The sequence below is a fragment of the Brevundimonas olei genome (genome assembly GCF_037055245.1).
Lineage (GTDB): Bacteria > Pseudomonadota > Alphaproteobacteria > Caulobacterales > Caulobacteraceae > Brevundimonas > Brevundimonas olei.
The window spans coordinates 2,344,283-2,362,017 of record NZ_CP146369.1 but is presented as its reverse complement, the minus strand read 5'-3'; the positions used below and the strand labels follow the sequence as shown (position 1 = coordinate 2,362,017).

The following is a 17,735-nucleotide window of genomic DNA, read 5'->3' as shown; positions in this document are numbered from 1 at the left end:
CCGCGCGGATGTCGGATTGAATGGTGTGATCGGAGGGGAGGGCCTGGCGCGTCAGGTCCAGAAGAGACCGAAGACGGTCACGCTCAGCACAGACCTGTTCGTGGCTGAGGCGAACAGCTTCCCACTGTTCGGGCGTCATTCCCCACCCCCGTCCTGCTCACCACGGGCGCGGGCGATGGCGTCGTCGCATTGGACGATGCGGGCTTGCAGGGCCTCGGGAACGCCCTCCCAGCGATAGGCGGTGCCTTCTGACTTCTTCATCTCGACCATGATGTTGGTGCGAGTGAGAGACAGTGTGAGGCGGGCTTCAGTCAGCGCCTCCAGCAGATCAGGCGCGGCGGCGAAGAGACGGGCGTATCGTTCGGCTCCGTCGAGGCCGTATCCAAGCACTGAGTTCCGGTGACACGACCCAACGCATTGGCTGAAGTCCTCAGGACTGACCGCGACATCCCAATAGTGGCCGTTGAAAACAGCGTGCAGCTTGACCGGCGTATGCTTCTCCCCGCTCATGCCGCTGCTCCGAACATGTCGAGTTGATCGAACTGCTTGGGGATGGGCTGACGCAACGCGCGGGCTTCAGCATAGTCAGCAAGGGCTATCTCCACCTTGGGGGCCGCGCCGCGCCAATCCTTCTCCCAGACCGAGCAATCGATTCCGCAGTTAGGCTTCAGATCGATCTTGGTCCGGTCGCGAAAGCGCTTGGCCTTTTCGCTGCGGCTGTCAGGTTCGAAGCAAGGGCGACCGCTGAAGGCCCAGGGCACAGACCCGATCGGCAGGATGAACGTAGCGTTGTCGGCGTAGCGTTCGGCCCGCTCCACGATGGCCAGGTCAAAATCGCCATGGCCGCCGATCTTCCCAAAGGGCGGATTGCTGATCACCCAATCGAACCGGCCGATGTCCAGATCAGACAGGGCATCAGCCACGATCCAGGTCGCCTCAGGCAGGAGCTTGCGCCCCACGGCAGCATAGTCAGGGTTGATCTCGACGCAGGTGATCTGTGGGGGCGGCTCCGAGCGAGGCCAGCATCGGCGCTGATAGACCGCGTAGGACAGCACGCCGATCCCGGCGCACAGGTCGAGAATGCGGCGCCCGCCGACCTCCAACTCGAACGTCCACGCCATGTCCAGCGGAGTGAAGAAGGCACCCGCCGCGCTGTTCACGTGGTTCGCCGACTCCTGCCAGTTGTCGAAGACGAACTCGCGCTCCTCTTCGGTCAGTCGATCCTTGGCGAGATAGTCGAGCGCCTGCTTGTGCGCAGCGAACTGCTTTCTGGTGAGCTTGCTCATGCCTCACCCCCATGGATGGAGGCTTGGCGGAGGGCGTTTTCTCTCGCCATCAGCTCTTCGGACTTGGTGTTCAGCCAGAGGAAGACGTTGCCGCCTGCGGGGCATCGCGTGGCTTGTGCGAATTGGTGCGCAGCCTTCAGGGCCAAGTCGTAGTGACGAGCGCCCAGCAGGCCGAACAGGCCCACCTTCGCCCCCAGCACCTCTGCCGGGCTCTTGGTCGATTCAGCCATGGTCAATCAGCGACCTGGCGCGCTTGCTCGGCGAACGGGTCGAACTCGCGCGCAATGCGGAACTCGTAGAACCCGGCCGGAAGAGAATATTTGCCGTGCGGCGTGGCGGCGTCCTGCACCAGCTCGCCCGGCTTCTCGAGGATGGCGTACAGCTTGCGCATCCCGGCCGGAACGTCCTTGGTGCGCTCCATCACAGTGCCTTCGGTCAGGACGTGGTGGTTGCCGCTTTCCGAGTGGCTGACGATCCAGCCCAGGCGCGAACGCTGAACCGGAGTCATGTCAGCGAAGCCCTCAGGAGCCGCGTCGATCTTGATGATGGTGATTTCGCCTTGGGCGCCGATGATTTGTTTGGTCATGGGTATTCTCCAGTTGAGTTAGGTGCGCACCGTGGGGTGCTGGTACTCGGACAAGGGGTCGCCGATCCGCCACGCCTGGGCATGAAGGGCCGTCTCGATGGGGAGGCCGTCGATGTCGCTGATGAGCGGGACGCCTTCGACAATGGTCCCGTTGCGGGGGCACTCAGCCTTGAGGAACCTTCCCGGCTCACGAAGCCCCGGCAGGTTCAGCTCAATCAGTTGGCCGATGTCGGGCGAGCCGCTGTCGTTGATGACCTTGGCCTTCAGAACCGACAGCATCCGCGGCCAGCCAAGGATTGCAGCGCCCGCTGCGCGCTGTTCGACGTTCGCGGCCTTGATGATCTCGGACGGATCAACGCTGTCCTTCTGCTCGATCCAGTGAGCCGGGACGCGCGTTCCGTGCCAGGCATGAAGGCCCGTACCGTCACGATAACGGAGCGCTGCCCCCGTTTCGTTATGGAGCCGTCCCTCGGCGTCACGAGACAGGTGTTCAGGACGATCCGTCAGGATGCAGAAGTCGTTGAACGGATACCACCAACCGATCGATCGGCAGACGATCAGGTGGTCGTCCAATGAGGCATTGATCTTGTCAGGATAGACGGCGCCCACGCGGCGCCCGCCATCAAGCCAGGCCCACAGATAGTCCCACTGCCCCCAGAACCATGTGCCCATGTAGGAGAGCTTTGACTCTCCGAGCTGGTCCCTGAGCTGGCCCCCGAGCTGGTCCCTGAGCTGGTCCCTGAGCTGGCCCCCGAGCTGGCCCCTGAGCTGGCCCCCGAGCTGGTCCCTGAGCTGGCCCCCGAGCTGGCCCCAGAGCTGGCCCCAGAGCTGGTCCCTGAGCTGGCCCCCGAGCTGGCCCCAGAGCTGGCCCCAGAGCTGGTCCCCGAGCTGGTCCCTGAGCTGGTCCCCGAGCTGGCCCCTGAGCTGGTCCCAGAGCTGGTCCCCGAGCTGGTCCCTGAGCTGGTCCCCGAGCTGGCCCCTGAGCTGGTCCCCGAGCTGGTCCCTGAGCTGGTCCCCGAGCTGGCCCCTGAGCTGGCCCCTGAGCTGGCCCCCGAGCTGGTCCCTGAGCTGGCCCCCGAGCTGGCCCCAGAGCTGGCCCCAGAGCTGGTCCCTGAGCTGGCCCCCGAGCTGGCCCCTATCGATCTCGGGCCAGGTCTTGCATAGCAGGTTGATGTACAGTTCTGCGCCCAGCGGCGAGGACAGGGGAACGAAGTACGGACGCTTCTTGCCGATGCTGGCGTACAGGCGCTCGATGGCGGCCTCGGCTGCATCAAAGTCCGCAGGCGCAGTGGACAACCCGATCTTTAGGTGATCCGCATGGGCCTGTTGGATGATTGCTGAGCGTTCAGGCGTCAGGTCGAGTTTAGCAGCCATGGTCGTGGGCCTTCTGAGGCTGGGGGCTCCCGGAGAGCGGAGCCGAAGCCCCGCCCTCCTGCTGGCGCTTGAAAGGATTGCGGAAGAACGAGCCCGAGCCCGTCCATTCGAAGGCGCTGCCCGTCCGACCGGCGCCGCGCTGCGCGGCGATCCAAGTCGGAGTTGCGCGGGTGGAGGGATCAGCCGCAGTCATGCTGCAATCCCCATGGCCATCAGGCGACGTCGCGTGCCGATTTCAGCGGCGATGCTCGCCTGTGCGGACATGAGATCGACGACCGATAGGCCCTCGATCTCTTCCGGCACCTCATCCGCGTCAGACGCCAGAATGTTCAGGGCGTCGCAGATCAGCGCGAGCTTGCCGTCGAGGCGCTCGATCGCCGTCGCGTCATCTAGTTGTTGCGATTGTTCGACCCAGCGGGTCACGGCCACAGGTAGGGCCAGTTGGTTCGGATGCACGCCAATGCCTCCTCTTGGGTGAGGCTCTAGCGTTCCCACATAGCGAACAGTTCGTCAACAGCAAATGTTCGCGAATAGCGAACAACATGCGCCAGTATCGGTCGCATAACCGCGGAACAAGGTTTGACTCGCATCATCGCCTATTCGAGAACGGAGAGGGAACGGAAGGCGGCTATGGCAAGGGATCTGCATTACTTCGCGTTGGAGTTCGGCGTTTCTGGTGTCGTGGCCCGGCACCATTTCACCTGCGCGACGGATGCGGAGGAGGGTGCGCAACTATGCGCCCGGCTGTCAGGGGGCAGCGTCGCTTTCCAGCAGTGGGGTGACCCCGACACTGGGCTTTGGGATGATCCGGTCGTCTTGCTGGAAGTCGGAGCGTTCCCGGAGGACTGGATGCGCCCCTTTACGGACGCGGCCTAGCCGTGGCGACGGCGCAGCGTTTCAACCATTGAGGCCAGCGCCTCGCGGTCCGTCTCGTCCAGCATGGGGTAGGCTGCCTTGATGGCGGTGAAGCGCGGGTCTTGGTCGAAGGGGTTGGTATCGATCAGGTCGCCGGCTCGAACATCGAGCGCCTTACTGAAGCGGTCCAGCCAGTCGCGGTTGAACCGCTTCATCTTGCCGTTCCGATCAACGGCGCCGGTTTCCATGTCGCTGAGGTAGCTGCGCGACGTGCCCAGCTCGTCAGCGAGGTCTTGCAGAGAGAGGTTCCGGTAATCTCTCCAGGCCGCCGCATACCAGCCTGATCGTTCGCGGAGGATATCGTACTCCGCGCTGTCCCTCGTCTTCTTCGCCATGTTCCCAGTATGAGGACAAAGCGAAATCAAGTCGTTACGCGAATAGCGAACAGATCGCTTGCTTTCATGTTCGCTATGTGGGAACGTTTCGCCATGGACGTTTCTGCGCTTCGTCAAGAACTCGGCCTTTCGCTGGGCGAGTTCGCTGCAAAAGTCGGCCTGACGAGCCGTGGCCATATGAGCGAGATCGAGCGGGGGCTGACCCAGCCGAGCGTTCGCGTGGCCATCGAGATCGAGAAGCTGTCCGCAGGTCGTTTACCGGCGGCGTCTCTCAATGATGACGTCGCCCTGATTGAGAAATTCAGGGGGCTGCAGTGACGCTTTGTCGCCACTTCAATGGGAATAGCGCGGACCGGCTCACCACCGGCGCCGCGCTCATTCTCTACACCCAGGCCCGGAAGGCGTTGGCGCGCCTTCGTGGCCATGTTTCGCAACTCGGTCCGGTTGGCGCCGGTCGTGTTGCTCAAGTGCTTATCTCCTCAAACACCGCATCCGGTGCTGCCTTCCAACGAGGTTCAGCATGACGGATACGATGATGGATTTCTCCCCCTTTGATGGTGGCCTTTCTCCCCTTGGGGGGATGAAAGAGGCCCTGGCTTCATTCGTGCGCAACCGCTGGCCGGTGCATACGCAGAAGACCATCGAGCGGGAGTGGGGCCTGACCATCGATGAGGCCAAGGGCCTGATCAAAGGGCAGGCCTCGGTCAGGACCATTGAGAAGGTCCTGGCGCACAAGAACGGCGGCTGGGCTGTCGCGCTTCCCCTGATGGGCGGCGTGATCGGCCACGGCCTCAACGACTACATCGCATCTGAACGAGACAGGCTGAGCCATGAAGCCGAGCAAAAGCGGCAGCGTGCCGCCGCGCTCAAGGAAGCCCAAGGCCTCCTTGACGCCCTTGATCTGGGCACTGGTCATTGTCGTGACCGGGCCCGTGTGGATCGTCGTGAAAGCCATAGCGTGGTTCTTCACGACGGGTGACGCGGCCCTTCACTGGCTGCAGATCAAGCTCCTGAACCTGAAGGCGCGGGCCGTGCGCGGATCGCGAGGCCTGCTGTGACCGATTTCTATCCCGAGGCCACGATGGGGCACGGGGTGCGCCAGCAGGTGGGGGCGCCCATAGCTCCCACCTGCACCACGCTCAACATTCCGGTTCCGCCGTCGGTGAACTGCATGTTTGCGAACAAGGCGGCCCGAGGCGGCAAGCCAGGCGGTCGGTTCAAGACCAAGGAATACAAGAACTGGATCGCGGAAGCCGGATGGTCGATCCGCGAGCAGATGACGGCCGAGGGGTGTGATCCTGTGCCCGGCCGCGTCCTCGTCGTCATCGGCGTGGAGCGCAAGAGCCTGCAGGCTGACATCGACAACCGCTGCAAGGCCGTCCTGGATCTGCTGGTGACGCAGAAGGTCATCGAGGACGACCGTTGGGTCACAGGCATTGCCCTGTCGTGGATGCCGCAGGGCACGCGCCGCACCGGAATGTGCCGGGTCGCGATCATGCCTGCCGTCCCCACCAGCATCACCTTCCACCCCTCGCCAGACGGCGCGACGGGGGGCTGGTTCATTGAAGCGCCGCAAGACGACACGGAGGTTTGAGACCAATGGCTATCAGCCTGAAAGAGCTGAAGACGACGCGGGGTCCGGCGCTTCCGCCGCGCCTTCTGATCTATGGCCCGCCCGGCAAGGGCAAGACGTCGCTGGCGTCGCAGTTCCCCGATCCGATCTTCATCGACGTGGAGCAGGGCATTCCGACGGACATTGCGGCGCCGAGCTTCGGCGAGATTGCGGGTTACGATGCGGTGATGGACAACCTGGGCCGCCTGGCCTCGGAAGAGCATGACTTCCGCACCGTCATCATCGATACCCTGGACCGGCTCGAGCCGATGGTCTGGGCCAAGGTCTGCGCTGACAATCAGTTCAAGTCGATCGAAGATCCCGGCTACGGCAAGGGCTATGTGCTGGCGGATCGCTACTGGTCCGATCTGCAGTCGGCCCTGAACTATCTGCGACGCGAGCGCGGCATGACAATCATCCTGATTGCGCATTCGACCGTGGAGCGTTTCGACAGCCCGACGACCGCCCCCTACAGCCGCTATGACATTCGCCTGCACAAGCGCGCTCTGGCGCTGTTCCAGGACGAGGTCGACGGCATCTTCTTCGTCAATGAAGACCCGACGCTGAAGACCGACGATGTGGGCTTCAACAAGAAGGTCACGCACGCCGAGGGCGGCGGCGTCCGCTGGATCTACACCGATGGGCGCCCGGCCTTCACCGCCAAGAACCGTTTCGGCACGCCGGACCGGATCATGTTCACCAAGGGCGAGGGCTATCGCCAGCTCGCGCCCTACCTGCCCACCCACAACAACCAGACGACCGCCGAGGCGGCGTAAGGAGGAACGACTATGGCTGCTTTGAACGACTTCAACCCCGACGCCGTGGCGGACGATCGTGAGATCATCCCTGCCGGCAACTACACCGCCCAGATCATCGAGTCCGACCTGGCGTCCACCAAGTCCGGCGGCACCATGCTGCGCCTGACGTGGGAGATTCTGGACGGCCCGTTGGCGCGACGCCGTGTCTGGGAAAACCTGAACATCGTGAACAGCAACCCCGACGCCCAGGCGATCGCCGAGCGCAGCCTGAAGCGCATCTGCAACGCGGTCGGCCACCAGGGCGTGCTGAACGACAGCCAACAGCTGCACTTCAAGCCGGTCGAGATCGCAGTCGCCATCCAGCCGCCCAAGGGCGAATACGGCGAGAGCAACACGGTCAAGGGCTACAAGCCCGCCGGCCAACCCGGCGCTGCCGCGCCCCAGCAGCAAGGCGTTGGCGCGCCTGCGGCCGGGACCGGCAACCGCCCCTGGAACTAGGTGACGGCTGACCTGACAGACGCCCGGCGGAAATAGTCTCACCCAAGACCGCCGGGCGTCCCTTCCAACACTGCTCTGACAAGAGCATCGCAGGAGCCCCTGACGATGAACGAACAACTGCGCCCTGTCGATGGGCCCGGTTGCGGTGCGCTGGCGATGGCCGTCATGCGCAAGCACCACCATGAACTGAATGCGCTCGGCAAGGCCGAGGACAGCATCATCGAGGCCATGCGCCTCTATCGCGAAAGCCAGGCTGTCGCTGCCCGGCTCGAGATCGCCCAGACCATCGGCGTGCTGAACGCCCTCCTGCACGGGGAGGCGGTGTGATGGGCTTTGTTCACGACGAAGATTTTGAAACGCCTGACTTCACCCCGCAGGACATCCGCGACTGCAAGGATGTCGAGCAACTGCGCGAATGGCTGAGTGAAGTCGAGGATGCGCGGGACGATATCAAGAGCCAGATCGACGCCGCCCAGGTCACAGGGCTGATCGACAATGACTGGCTGACGCGCTCTCGCGGCGCCTATGCCTTCGCCAGCATGGGGGCGAAGCGGGTCAAACGTCGCATGCGCGAGCTGGGCCATACGCCAGAACCCAAGGAAGAAGTGGCCGAACTGCGCCGCGTTCTGGATCAGCGCATCGAAGACCTGAACCGCGCGCGGTCGTCCAGCACCTTCGGCAAGTGCCTGCTGGCGGCGGTCAAAGAAGCCCTGCCTCAAGCTGCGGCTGACGCGATCATTCGCGAGGCCAGCGAGCGGGTCACGAAGCAGGGGGCGGTGTGATGACCCTCCGCTACGAAGACACCGTCGCCCCTGAGATCGCGCCCTGCGACGAGTGCGGCGCGTTGACCGACGAGCATTATGCCGAGTTCTGGGGCGCTGAGCGGATCTGCAAGGACTGCGGCGATCAGCGTCGCGAGGACGAAGGATTTGACCACACCGGGGAGGACGGCTGATGGCGCCCCTTCCTCAAACCACGCCGCCGACCATCGCCCGAATCTTCGCCTCGCTGGAGACGAAGCAGCGCCGTGACCTGCACCCGCGCCTGTCGGCCAGCCAGTTGGACGACTGCGAGCGCAAGCTTTGGGACGCCTTCCGTTGGTGCTTCCCGCCGGAGGTGTTCGACGGCCGCAAGCTGTCGATCTTTGAGACCGGCGAACTCTGGGAGGCGCGGCTGATCGAACGGCTGCGCGCCGCCGGTGTCCAGGTGCAGGAGGTCGATCCGGCGACCGGCGAGCAATGGCGCGTAACCTTCGCATCTGGCCACGGCTCGGGGCGGACGGACGGCAAGCTGCTGAACGTGCCGGAGGCGCCGAAGACCGAACACGTCTTTGAGGCGAAGTCCCATAATGACAAGAGCTTCAAGGGGCTTCTTAAGGACGGGGTTCAAAAGTCCAAGCCTGCGCACTACGCCCAGATGCAGGTCTATATGCACCTGCAGGGTCTGACCCGCGCCCTCTACCTTGCCGTCAACAAGAACGACGACAGCCTGTTCGCTGCACGGATCGAATACGACCCGGCAGAGGCGCTGCGGCTCATGTCCAAGGCCGAGCGCATCGTCACCTCCGACCGGCGCCCGCCGTGTTCCTGCCCGTCTTACTTCCTCAAGGCGGGCTACGGCTGCGCGGCGAACGAGGGGCAGATGCCGTCGCGCAACTGCCGGACCTGCATTCACGCAACTGCACACCTCGACGGCGACGCCCGCTGGTCGTGCGCGCGTCACGGCCGCGACCTGTGCCTGGACGAGCAGCGCGTCGGGTGCCCGCAGCACCTGTTCAACCCGGACATGATTCCCGGCGAGCAGATCGACTGCGACGAGGCGGCCGAGCGCGTGACCTATCGGCTGGGCGACGGCTCGGTCTGGGTGGATGGGGCGAGGGCGGCGTGATGGGAGCCTATTACAACGAGAACGATCCGAATGCAGCCGCATGGCTGCGTGAGTTGATCGCCCGCAACCTGATTGCGCCGGGCGACGTGGACGACAGGAGCATTGTCGATGTCCGTGCTGACGACCTGCGCGGATACGCGCAATGCCACTTCTTCGCCGGGATCGGCGTCTGGTCCTATGCCCTGCGTGGCGCCGGATGGCTTGACGACCGGCCGATCTGGACCGGCAGTTGTCCCTGCCAGCCGTTCAGCGCAGCCGGTCGCGGCGACGGGTTCGACGATCCGCGCCACCTGTGGCCCGACTTCTTCCGCCTCATCCGCGAGTGTCGCCCTGACACGCTTGCTGGCGAGCAGGTTGCGTCGAAGGACGGACTTGCTTGGTTCGACCTTGTTTCGTCTGACCTGGAAGGAAGCGGTTACGCCGTTGGGGCGGTTGATACCCCGGCTGCGGGCTTCGGCGCTCCGCACGTCCGGCAGCGCCTCTACTGGGTGGGCATCACCGACCACGCCTTCGGGCGGCCAGACATGGCCGGTCGGGACATCGGCGACGGGGAGAACGCCCGACGGGCGCAAGCTGCAGGTGACGCTCGCCCTAGTCGCCGATCAGGTGGATTGGTCTCGGCCCACCGAATTCGGGCAGGGGGCGCTCTCTCCCGTCACCATGACCATTCCGCCGTCGCTCATGACGCCGAGCCTATCCGCCTGGCTGACGACCACGGCGACCGGACGGGGCAAGCGGTCGGAGGCCTTTCAAGGGGCGATATTGGCGCCCACGGAAGTCCCGTTCGGCCCGGCCCGGTTAACGGCTTCTGGTCGGCTGCTGATTGGCTCAGCAGCCGAGATGGACGGTGGCGGCCAGCTGAACCCGGCACATTCCCGCTGGCTCATGGGTCTGCCGCCCGAGTGGGACGACTGCGCGGTTACGGCAATGGGCTCGTCGCGCCGCAGGCCCAGGCCTTCTGCGAAGTCTTGATGGAGGTCGCGGCATGACCTCCCTCCGCACCTATCAACAGAACGCCGTCGAATCCGTTCTCGATTACTGGCGCACGGGCGGCGGCAATCCGCTCGTGGACATGGCGACGGGTCTCGGCAAGTCAGTCACGATCGGCAGCCTGACCCGCGACCTGCTGACGACCTATCCCGACATGCGCGCGCTGATGCTCGTCCACGTCAAGGAACTGGTCGCGCAGAACGCTCAGGCCCTGCTTCGGCTGTGGCCGCAGGCGCCGGTCGGGATCTATTCGGCCGGGCTGGGTCGCCGGGATGTCAGCCAGCGCATCATTTTCGCCAGTATCCAGTCCGTCTATCGACGCGCCGCCGAGCTTGGGCCGTTCGATCTGGTCCTGATCGACGAGGCGCATCTGGTCCCGTCGGCCGGGGAGGGAATGTATCGTGCCCTGCTGGACAAGCTGCGCGAGATGCGGCCGGACCTGCGCGTCTGCGGCTTCACCGCCACGCCGTTCCGCATGGACAGCGGGCGGCTGGACGCGGGCGACGCGCGGCTGTTCGACGAGATCGTCTATTCCTACGGCATCGCCAAGGGGATCGACGACGGCTGGCTCTCGCCGCTTATCTCCAAGCGCGGCGCGACAGAGATCGACGTGTCCGGCGTCGCCAAGCGGGGCGGGGAGTTCGTCTCCGGCGCGCTGGAAGCCGCGGCGGACAATGACGCCATCACTCAGGCGGCCGTGTCAGAGATCATCGAATACGGCCAGACGCGCCGGTCATGGCTGGTGTTCTGCGCCGGGGTGAAGCACGCGCATCACGTCCGCGACGAATTCTGGCGACAGGGCGTGTCGTGCGAGGTCATCTCGGGCGATACCGACGCCGCGGACCGCGCCCGGTTTATCGACGACTTCCGGGCCGGACGGCTGCGCTGCCTCACGAACTGCAACGTCCTGACGACCGGGTTTGATGCTCCGGCAACTGACCTGATCGCCTTGCTGCGGCCCACGCTCTCGCCCGGCCTCTATGTGCAAATGATGGGGCGGGGCACGCGGCTGGCAGACAGCAAAACCGACTGTCTGGTGCTGGATTTCACCGGCACGGCGCGTCGCCTCGGTCCCGTCGACACGATCACGGTCGATCGACGACCCGGCAAGAAGGGCGCACCCGACGCGGCCAAGGTCACGGACCTCCGCGCCAAGGAGTGCCCGACCTGCAAGACGCTGGCGGCGCTCAACGCACGGACCTGCGCCGTCTGCGGCCATGAATGGTCGATGGACAGCATCAGGCACGAGGCCGAGGCCGATGACGTGGCGATCCTGTCGCGCGATCTGAAGAACAGGCCGCCGGAGGAGATCGCCGTCGTTACCTGGGCCGCCAAGCGGCACCAAAAGCAGGGTTCGCCGGACAGCGTGCGCGTCTCCTACTCGGCGGGGCTGATGTCCTACCCGGAGTGGGTGCTGTTCGAACATCGTGGCCCCGGACGCTTCCGCGCCGAGAAATGGTGGCGCGCTCACGGTGGCGCTGAGCCGGTCCCGGAGTGCGTCGCCGATGCGCTCGTGCGTTGGGCGGAGCTGACGCCGCCCGCCTTCATATCCATTCGGAAAAACGGAAAGTGGCACGACATCGTGGCCCGCCGTCATTCCGCTGATCAGGAGCAAGCGGCATGAGGCCGTCTTACGAACAACTCGAGGAGCGTCTGCGCTTCGCACATGCGCGCCTGGCGGAAATGTCCGGCGCTAATCTGACGGCTGACATCAAGGCGGCTGCGGGACTGTCGCGTCAGCAGGCGCGTGTGCTGGCGATACTCTACAGCTCGCCCGGCACCGTGTCTGTCGGTCTGATCTGGACCGAGACCATGCAGCAGAACAACGGCGACGGCCCGACGCTGGAAGCCGTCAAGGTGCGGGTCAGCCAGATCCGCAAATGCCTGCGTGATCTGGGCGTTTGTCCGTCGATCGTGAACGAATGGGGCTTCGGCTATCGGCTGACGGACGAGGCGCGCGGCTGGCTCGCTGAGCGTCTGGCGCGGAGGGCTGCAGCATGAACGTCTCGCAGATCGAAAGCAGCCTGCACGTTGTGCCGCTGGCGTCGCTGGAGCGGTTGTCGCTGGCCGTGAACAAGGAAATGACGGCGCGGCACCTGAGCAAGACGACGACCGACGCGCTCATCTCTGACATCGCCACCCGCTACGGCCTGACCTCGGCGCAGTTGAAGGGCGATCGTGGGCCTAACCCGATCTCGGTCGTTCGGGCCGCAGCCTACGACCTCGTTCATCGCGAGAGGCCGCACATGTCGCTGCCGATGATCGGTCGGGCCTTCGGCGGACGCGACCATTCGACCATCTTGCTGGGCATCCGAAAGCACCGGGACCGCATGGCCTGGGCCGAAATCCTGATCTGGCTGGGGAGCGACCAATGAGGCCGTTCAACGCGACCGTGCGCGGCGGTTATCAGGCCCGCGACGGGCAGTTCGTGCACTCGGTGGCGCCAGACAAAGGCGAGCCGGTGATGGTGCGCGGTGAAGTGGCGCTGCCAGAGGGCAAGCGCGTTCGGCTCGAGGGCCGTCAGATCGTGGAGGTGCAGTGATGACGATGCTGGAGAAGGCGGCGAGGGCGGCCGAAAATGCATACCACAACCCGACCGATGAACCGCTGTGGGAGCAAACCGCTCGCGCCGTCCTGATCGCGGTGCGTGAACCAAGCGAAACCCTGTCCAGAGCAGCCCAATCGACCGAGGGCTGGGAAGCCATGATCGACGCCATCCTGTCGGAGGGCGCGAAATGACCCCCTACCTGACGCTCGACGACATCAAGCGCGCCAGCCGCATCGCCGGCCAGCACCTGGACCAGACCGGCAAGGGGGCGCTGTTCGATGGCATCACCGCCGATGAGTGGCTGACGGTCTGCGCCATCATCGTCAATGAGGCGAACAAGGCTGCGGGCGACCGCATCGTGGCCGCGTGGACCGTGCCAGTGGGGGCGGAGGGATAGTGACGACCCCCTTTTCCATCGCCGCCCCTGACCTGATCGCCCTCGGCTACTCGCCCATCCCTCTGATCGCGCCTGACGCTCCGCACAAGGGGCGCGGCAAGGCGCCGGGAGACTGGCGCAGCGGGGCGTGGCAGGGGCTGTCGCGCTGGCAGCGCTTTCGCGACGGGCCTCCGTCCAGCTTTGAAATGAACCTGTGGCTCAAGGCGCCCAGCGCAAACGTCGGCATCGTCATGGGCACGCCTGCGGGCAGGGATGCCGAGGGCGAGCCTCTATTCGTCATCGGCATCGACTTTGATGCGGCGGACCCGGACGCACTGGACACCCTGTTGGGAGCTTCGCCGTTCTCGCCGATGGTCAAGCGTGGCCAGAAGGGCGAGACGCGACTATTCCGGGCGCGTAAGACGATCAAGACGGCGGTGTATGACGGGCCTGACGGACGCCTCATCGATCTGCTGGCGGGGTTCGACACGCGCCAGACTGTCGTGCCGCCGTCGGTGCATCCTGACACGGGCGCCGCTTATGTCTGGACCGCCGGCCCTGTTCCCGCCGAGCAACTTCCGGTCTTCACCGAGGACGATCTGGCCGTGCTGGAGGAGGCGCTGGAGACATGCGGATGGGAGCGCAACCGAACGCGCGCCGCAACGGACCGGCCACGCAAGCCCGCTCCGGCTGAGATCGACCCAGACGACCTGTGGTCCGAGGTCAAGGCGGCGGCTATGGGCAATCTGTCGGCATGGGTTCCGCACCTGGACCTCTACGGCCTGCGCAAGGCGCGTGGCGGGTATGAGTGCGTCGAGGCGTGGCGTCCATCCAGCACGGGGCGTCTCCTGGCGGATCGCAAGCTGAACCTCTCGATCCAGCCCGACGGCATCAAGGATTGGGGGTCGAACAATACCTATTCCAGCATCGATCTGGTCATGGCGGCGCGAAACTGCGACCAGCACGAGGCCACGGACTGGCTGCGTGAGCGTCTGGACTTGAAGGACGAGGGCGTGGTCATCGATCTGGCGGCCATGCTGGCGCGGTCTAAGCGCTCAGATATGGGCGGTTGGGATGACGACCTGCCGGAGCCGTTGCGGGCGGTGGCGCCGAAATATGGAAAAATCCCACATTTGGAGGCCCAGAAGCCCGCCGTTTCTGGGTTTGACGTCGGCGCCCAACTGTCCGCTCCTATCGGACAGTTGCCCAGCACCGAGTTCCCGGATCACCTGACCCGCGTTCCCGGTTTGGTGGGGAAGATCACGGACTGGATCTGCGACAGTTCGCGCAAGCCGCAGCGGGGCGGGGCGCTTCTGGCGGCCCTGACCCTCGTCGGCACGGCTGCCGGGCGGCGCTACGCAGGCCCTACACTGACCGGCACGCACCTGTATGGCCTGTTCCTGGCTCCGTCCGGCGCGGCCAAGGATCATCCGTTGAAGTGCTGCGGGCGCATCCTGCACGCCTCGACTATGGGCCAGCACTTCGGCCCGTCCGGCTTCATGTCCATGTCGGCCCTGATCAACCGACTGACGCGCCAGCCCCTCACTCTGACCTGCATCGACGAGTTTGGATCGTTCCTCGGCCGCATTAACGGCAAGCGGGCGTCGACGCACGAGAAGGCGATTACGGGGGTGCTGCGAACGGCGTGGGGCTCCAGCTTCGACACCATGGCGCCGCCGGAGTGGGCTGGACGGGTTGGGGAGCCGATTCACTCGCCGGCGCTCAGCCTTTACAGTGTCTCCACCCATCAGGAGTTCTTCGACAACCTGGAGGGCGGCGATGTCTACAACGGCTTCCTCAACCGCTTCCTGCTGGTCTCGACGCAGCGCAAGGTCGAGGAGCGAGAGCCCAGCGCGGACAAGATGGTGGTTCCGGAGAGCATAACGAAGGGGATGCTGGCCATTTATGGCGGCGGCAACCCTCTGGCGCGGGCGACCAGCCATTCCAGCCTGTCCGACGCGCCGGAGATCATCGTCCCATGGGAGGATGGGGTCGGGTCATCGGCCCACCGCGTCTATCAGGGCCTCGCCCAGGACGTGGAGCGGCGCGAGCATGAGGCGGCGTTTCTGGCGCGGACCGTGGAGATGGCGCAGAGATTGGCCGTCATCCGGGCCGTGGGCATCAATCCGGCCGCACCGTGCGTTACGGTCGAGGACATGGAGTGGGGCCGCCAGATCGCGTTGTGGTCGGCTGAGCGGATGATGACGGACGCCCAGGACTACATGGCCGAGACGCAGACCCAGCGTGACGCCATGCAGGTGCTGCGTCTGATCCGTGATCGGGGGCCGCTCAAGCACCGGGATCTGGCCCGCGCGCTCCAGCACAAGATGCGGCCGCGAGACCTGCAGGACACCATCAAGAGCCTGGAGGACGCCGGGCAGGTGGTGGTCTCTGAGGGAGATCGACCGCCCTCAGGCGGGCACAGGCCCAAGGTATACGCGGCGGCGTAGAAAAAGGCCCCGGCGATGAACCGGGGCCTTTGTTTATTCCTACGGTTTGGTCTGCGCGTCTCTGATGCTGGCTGAAATGGCCTGGAGAAGGGCGGCGTGGCCATCGAGGTGCCCGCTCAACTCCTGCATGACATTGGGGCTGATGCGGTATTCCTCGCCCCTTTCTGCCGCTGCCTTGATCCGCTGAACCGTCCGGTTCTGCCCTCGCTCGTCCAGCGGCCATCCCAGCAGGGCGGCGAGGGGCTGTTGCCATCGCTCGCCGTAGAGGGCTTTTCCTGCTGCGGCAAAGAGCTGGGCGTTGGTTGAGGTCATGTTGTCTCCTAGTATCCGGCCCAATTGCGCAGTTCGGTGAGGCTATCGAAGGATAGCGAGCGCTCCGTCCACGCGCCATTGCCGAGTTTGGCGACTTCAAGCACGTCCACCATGGTCCACTGATCCATGCCGCCGCCCCAGCGAGCCAGTCGGCCCCAGTCGTGACGGCGAGCCCATTGCAGGGCGCGATCACGCTGGCCCGGGGTCATGTTGTAGAACAGCGTGGTATCGGTTTCGGTCTCCTCGACCAGACGCTCAAAGGCTCCATCATCCATGTCGGTAGCGTCAAGGTCCGTGGCCAGGACTTCGGAAGGATGCACCCAGGCCCAAGAACCATTGCTGCGGCGGCAGAAGCGATAGCCGGCTTCGCGCAGGGTGGCGGGGTTCTTCATCTCGGTCTCTCCGTGGTTCTCGACCTCGGCCCTTGCCGTGGTCAGTGACGTATTTCTACGCCACCTCATCGCCCCCGTCAACCCCAGTTGGCGTATTTCTACGCAAGAGCGAGCGTCACAAGCGTCCGTGACACTCGACCCCTTTTTGATGACACTCGCCCATCGAGCGTCACGAGTGTCACCGAGTGTCATGTAGTGTTTGTGACGCTCGTTTTGCTCGTAACCACTCAAAACCAATACACTTTTCCATTTCTATTCACCGAGTGTCACTAGTGGGGGGGGTACCATGTTTTATTATCGTTTATCGATATGGAAGGGTATATACCTCCCTTACGTGACGCTCGCTCCGTGACGCTCGTTTCCAGTTACCCTGCCGTAACCACACTGCTGCATAGTCAGACCCGGTGTTGGCGCACCTCGACTACCCCGTCCGGCCCTCATTCGAGGCCGCGATGCAGAACGACGAACCACAGACCCGAAGGCCGCTACAGGCCTACGAGATCACCCAGCCCATCATCGTGCACAGTCGTGCGGACATCGCGTCCCTGCTGCGCGCCCATCGCATCGCTCGCAAGTGGACGTGCGAGGACCTGGATGCGATCGCGGGCTTCTCAGACCGATATGTGACCAAGCTGGAGAATGGGACCGGCACGACCGGCGGCCGTCGTCAGGGCGTTCACATCACCCCGCCCAGCACCAACGATGCAGACCGCGGCCAGGACTTCTCCGGTGTGGTCAAGACCAGCTTCTCGACAGAGCTGTGGCTGGAGGCTCTTGGCCTGCGTCTCGTCCTTGTGCCGGAACACATCGCCCAGGCCATCGGGGCCGTGCCGGCGCCGCAGAAGGTGGTTGCAGGGTGAGTGACGACGCCAATAGCCCTGAACTCGTCAATCGCGACGGCGAGACGATCCGCAAGGGGCGCATAAGCCCTGCGTTGCGGACGGCTATTGTACTGATCGTTACGGAAGGCCTCACGGTCGCCGATGCCGCCATTCGCACCGGATACAAGCCACATTCGCTGGCGCAGGCGCTCAAGAAGCCTCACGTCAAGGCGTTCAGGGCATCTGTCAAGAGCGCACACTTGCGCTCAGAAACAGACGCAGCCTACGCCGAGTTGTGCAAAATGGCGCGGTTCGCCTCGTCCGAGGACGTGCGGCTCAAGGCCATCAAGGTCCTGATCGACATCGACCAGCAGGCCAACGCGGCCATGCCGGAGCGAACGCACCAAACCATCCAGATCATCGCCAAGAACGTCAATCTTCCCGCCAATCTGGGTAACAACCAGATGTCAGGCGTCATAGAAGCCCAGCCTTTCCAACTGCCTAGCCTAAATCCATCCAACTCACAGTCAGTTGGACGCGATGAATCTGAGGAGGGCGACGATGAATAGCTCCCTAGTGGCCTCGGTTAATGGGC

Annotated in this window: 29 protein-coding genes; 20 read left to right on the top strand and 9 right to left on the bottom strand. The window is 64.5% G+C overall.

The genetic code is table 11. The annotated features are described in order from the left end of the window. Window positions 1-135: 135 nt before the first annotated feature. The 6 genes from V8J38_RS11395 to V8J38_RS11370 all read right to left on the bottom strand — a co-directional run bounded on the left by V8J38_RS11395 (window position 136) and on the right by V8J38_RS11370 (window position 3,702). Entirely contained in the window at window positions 136-510 is a 375-nt protein-coding gene (locus V8J38_RS11395) for a hypothetical protein (RefSeq protein WP_338575796.1), read from the bottom strand. After that, window positions 507-1,286, bottom strand: coding sequence for a methyltransferase (locus tag V8J38_RS11390; protein WP_338575794.1), 780 nt, complete (start codon window positions 1,284-1,286; stop codon window positions 507-509). Before V8J38_RS11390 ends, V8J38_RS11395 begins: the two co-directional genes overlap by 4 nt. After that, the gene (locus tag V8J38_RS11385; RefSeq protein WP_338575792.1) at window positions 1,283-1,516 is read right to left on the bottom strand and encodes a hypothetical protein; all 234 of its coding nucleotides are present in this window, start codon (window positions 1,514-1,516) and stop codon (window positions 1,283-1,285) included. The genes V8J38_RS11390 and V8J38_RS11385 overlap by 4 nt, the downstream gene beginning before the upstream one ends. A gap of 2 nt (window positions 1,517-1,518) precedes the next feature. Continuing rightward, window positions 1,519-1,872 (bottom strand): hypothetical protein, encoded by a 354-nt coding sequence (locus tag V8J38_RS11380; protein WP_338575790.1) that lies wholly within the window; start codon window positions 1,870-1,872, stop codon window positions 1,519-1,521. Between the two features lie 18 nt (window positions 1,873-1,890). Continuing rightward, window positions 1,891-3,246, bottom strand: a complete 1,356-nt coding sequence (locus V8J38_RS11375; protein WP_338575789.1) for a DUF6745 domain-containing protein — start codon at window positions 3,244-3,246, stop codon at window positions 1,891-1,893. 189 nt (window positions 3,247-3,435) lie between these two features. Then, complete coding sequence (locus V8J38_RS11370; RefSeq protein WP_338575787.1) at window positions 3,436-3,702, bottom strand: hypothetical protein; 267 nt, start codon at window positions 3,700-3,702, stop codon at window positions 3,436-3,438. Window positions 3,703-3,825: 123 nt separating this feature from the next. On the opposite strand from V8J38_RS11370, the gene V8J38_RS11365 reads away from it, so the two are divergent. After that, on the top strand, window positions 3,826-4,122 hold the full coding sequence (locus V8J38_RS11365; protein WP_338575785.1) for a hypothetical protein: 297 nt from the start codon (window positions 3,826-3,828) through the stop codon (window positions 4,120-4,122). Here the strand turns inward: V8J38_RS11365 and V8J38_RS11360 are convergent. Further along, window positions 4,119-4,496 (bottom strand): helix-turn-helix transcriptional regulator, encoded by a 378-nt coding sequence (locus tag V8J38_RS11360; protein WP_338575783.1) that lies wholly within the window; start codon window positions 4,494-4,496, stop codon window positions 4,119-4,121. The two genes, V8J38_RS11365 and V8J38_RS11360, sit on opposite strands and share 4 nt — an antisense overlap. Window positions 4,497-4,589: 93 nt before the next feature. Here V8J38_RS11360 and V8J38_RS11355 point away from each other — a divergent pair, with 93 nt between their 5' ends. From V8J38_RS11355 to V8J38_RS11275, 17 genes are all read left to right on the top strand, one after another. Beyond that, window positions 4,590-4,814 (top strand): helix-turn-helix transcriptional regulator, encoded by a 225-nt coding sequence (locus V8J38_RS11355; RefSeq protein WP_338575781.1) that lies wholly within the window; start codon window positions 4,590-4,592, stop codon window positions 4,812-4,814. A gap of 202 nt (window positions 4,815-5,016) precedes the next feature. Further along, complete coding sequence (locus V8J38_RS11350; protein ID WP_338575780.1) at window positions 5,017-5,475, top strand: hypothetical protein; 459 nt, start codon at window positions 5,017-5,019, stop codon at window positions 5,473-5,475. Window positions 5,476-5,550: 75 nt separating this feature from the next. Next, window positions 5,551-6,090: a RusA family crossover junction endodeoxyribonuclease gene (locus V8J38_RS11345; RefSeq protein WP_338575779.1), complete on the top strand. Its 540-nt coding sequence runs from the start codon at window positions 5,551-5,553 to the stop codon at window positions 6,088-6,090. A 5-nt stretch (window positions 6,091-6,095) separates the two neighbouring features. After that, window positions 6,096-6,884 (top strand): ATP-binding protein, encoded by a 789-nt coding sequence (locus tag V8J38_RS11340; RefSeq protein ID WP_338575778.1) that lies wholly within the window; start codon window positions 6,096-6,098, stop codon window positions 6,882-6,884. 12 nt (window positions 6,885-6,896) lie between these two features. Beyond that, entirely contained in the window at window positions 6,897-7,364 is a 468-nt protein-coding gene (locus tag V8J38_RS11335) for a DUF669 domain-containing protein (protein ID WP_338575777.1), read from the top strand. Between the two features lie 105 nt (window positions 7,365-7,469). After that, window positions 7,470-7,691 carry a hypothetical protein gene (locus V8J38_RS11330; protein WP_338575775.1) on the top strand — a complete coding sequence of 74 codons (222 nt, stop codon included), beginning with the start codon at window positions 7,470-7,472 and terminating at the stop codon, window positions 7,689-7,691. Next, window positions 7,691-8,146: a hypothetical protein gene (locus tag V8J38_RS11325; RefSeq protein ID WP_338575773.1), complete on the top strand. Its 456-nt coding sequence runs from the start codon at window positions 7,691-7,693 to the stop codon at window positions 8,144-8,146. Before V8J38_RS11330 ends, V8J38_RS11325 begins: the two co-directional genes overlap by 1 nt. Beyond that, a complete protein-coding gene (locus V8J38_RS11320) occupies window positions 8,146-8,319 on the top strand; it encodes a hypothetical protein (protein WP_338575772.1) in 174 nt (57 codons plus the stop codon). Before V8J38_RS11325 ends, V8J38_RS11320 begins: the two co-directional genes overlap by 1 nt. After that, the gene (locus V8J38_RS11315) at window positions 8,319-9,251 is read left to right on the top strand and encodes a hypothetical protein (protein WP_338575771.1); all 933 of its coding nucleotides are present in this window, start codon (window positions 8,319-8,321) and stop codon (window positions 9,249-9,251) included. Before V8J38_RS11320 ends, V8J38_RS11315 begins: the two co-directional genes overlap by 1 nt. Further along, window positions 9,251-10,240: a DNA cytosine methyltransferase gene (locus V8J38_RS11310; protein WP_338575770.1), complete on the top strand. Its 990-nt coding sequence runs from the start codon at window positions 9,251-9,253 to the stop codon at window positions 10,238-10,240. Before V8J38_RS11315 ends, V8J38_RS11310 begins: the two co-directional genes overlap by 1 nt. Further along, window positions 10,237-11,865: a DEAD/DEAH box helicase gene (locus V8J38_RS11305; protein WP_338575769.1), complete on the top strand. Its 1,629-nt coding sequence runs from the start codon at window positions 10,237-10,239 to the stop codon at window positions 11,863-11,865. Before V8J38_RS11310 ends, V8J38_RS11305 begins: the two co-directional genes overlap by 4 nt. After that, the gene (locus tag V8J38_RS11300) at window positions 11,862-12,242 is read left to right on the top strand and encodes a helix-turn-helix domain-containing protein (protein WP_338575767.1); all 381 of its coding nucleotides are present in this window, start codon (window positions 11,862-11,864) and stop codon (window positions 12,240-12,242) included. The genes V8J38_RS11305 and V8J38_RS11300 overlap by 4 nt, the downstream gene beginning before the upstream one ends. Further along, window positions 12,239-12,616: a helix-turn-helix domain-containing protein gene (locus V8J38_RS11295; RefSeq protein WP_338575765.1), complete on the top strand. Its 378-nt coding sequence runs from the start codon at window positions 12,239-12,241 to the stop codon at window positions 12,614-12,616. The genes V8J38_RS11300 and V8J38_RS11295 overlap by 4 nt, the downstream gene beginning before the upstream one ends. After that, the gene (locus tag V8J38_RS11290; protein WP_338575763.1) at window positions 12,613-12,783 is read left to right on the top strand and encodes a hypothetical protein; all 171 of its coding nucleotides are present in this window, start codon (window positions 12,613-12,615) and stop codon (window positions 12,781-12,783) included. The genes V8J38_RS11295 and V8J38_RS11290 overlap by 4 nt, the downstream gene beginning before the upstream one ends. After that, the gene (locus V8J38_RS11285; protein ID WP_338575761.1) at window positions 12,783-12,980 is read left to right on the top strand and encodes a hypothetical protein; all 198 of its coding nucleotides are present in this window, start codon (window positions 12,783-12,785) and stop codon (window positions 12,978-12,980) included. The genes V8J38_RS11290 and V8J38_RS11285 overlap by 1 nt, the downstream gene beginning before the upstream one ends. Beyond that, window positions 12,977-13,186 carry a hypothetical protein gene (locus V8J38_RS11280; protein WP_338575759.1) on the top strand — a complete coding sequence of 70 codons (210 nt, stop codon included), beginning with the start codon at window positions 12,977-12,979 and terminating at the stop codon, window positions 13,184-13,186. The genes V8J38_RS11285 and V8J38_RS11280 overlap by 4 nt, the downstream gene beginning before the upstream one ends. After that, complete coding sequence (locus tag V8J38_RS11275; RefSeq protein ID WP_338575757.1) at window positions 13,186-15,615, top strand: bifunctional DNA primase/polymerase; 2,430 nt, start codon at window positions 13,186-13,188, stop codon at window positions 15,613-15,615. The genes V8J38_RS11280 and V8J38_RS11275 overlap by 1 nt, the downstream gene beginning before the upstream one ends. Before the next feature lie 39 nt (window positions 15,616-15,654). On the opposite strand, the gene V8J38_RS11270 is transcribed toward V8J38_RS11275, so the two are convergent. Beyond that, complete coding sequence (locus V8J38_RS11270; RefSeq protein WP_338575755.1) at window positions 15,655-15,927, bottom strand: hypothetical protein; 273 nt, start codon at window positions 15,925-15,927, stop codon at window positions 15,655-15,657. Between the two features lie 8 nt (window positions 15,928-15,935). Next, a complete protein-coding gene (locus V8J38_RS11265) occupies window positions 15,936-16,388 on the bottom strand; it encodes a hypothetical protein (protein ID WP_338575753.1) in 453 nt (150 codons plus the stop codon). 383 nt (window positions 16,389-16,771) lie between these two features. Here V8J38_RS11265 and V8J38_RS11260 point away from each other — a divergent pair, with 383 nt between their 5' ends. Together V8J38_RS11260 and V8J38_RS11255 are read left to right on the top strand one after the other, a co-directional pair. Next, window positions 16,772-17,179, top strand: a complete 408-nt coding sequence (locus tag V8J38_RS11260) for a hypothetical protein (RefSeq protein WP_338575751.1) — start codon at window positions 16,772-16,774, stop codon at window positions 17,177-17,179. Beyond that, window positions 17,176-17,709, top strand: coding sequence for a hypothetical protein (locus V8J38_RS11255; RefSeq protein WP_338575749.1), 534 nt, complete (start codon window positions 17,176-17,178; stop codon window positions 17,707-17,709). Before V8J38_RS11260 ends, V8J38_RS11255 begins: the two co-directional genes overlap by 4 nt. Window positions 17,710-17,735 lie beyond the last annotated feature (26 nt).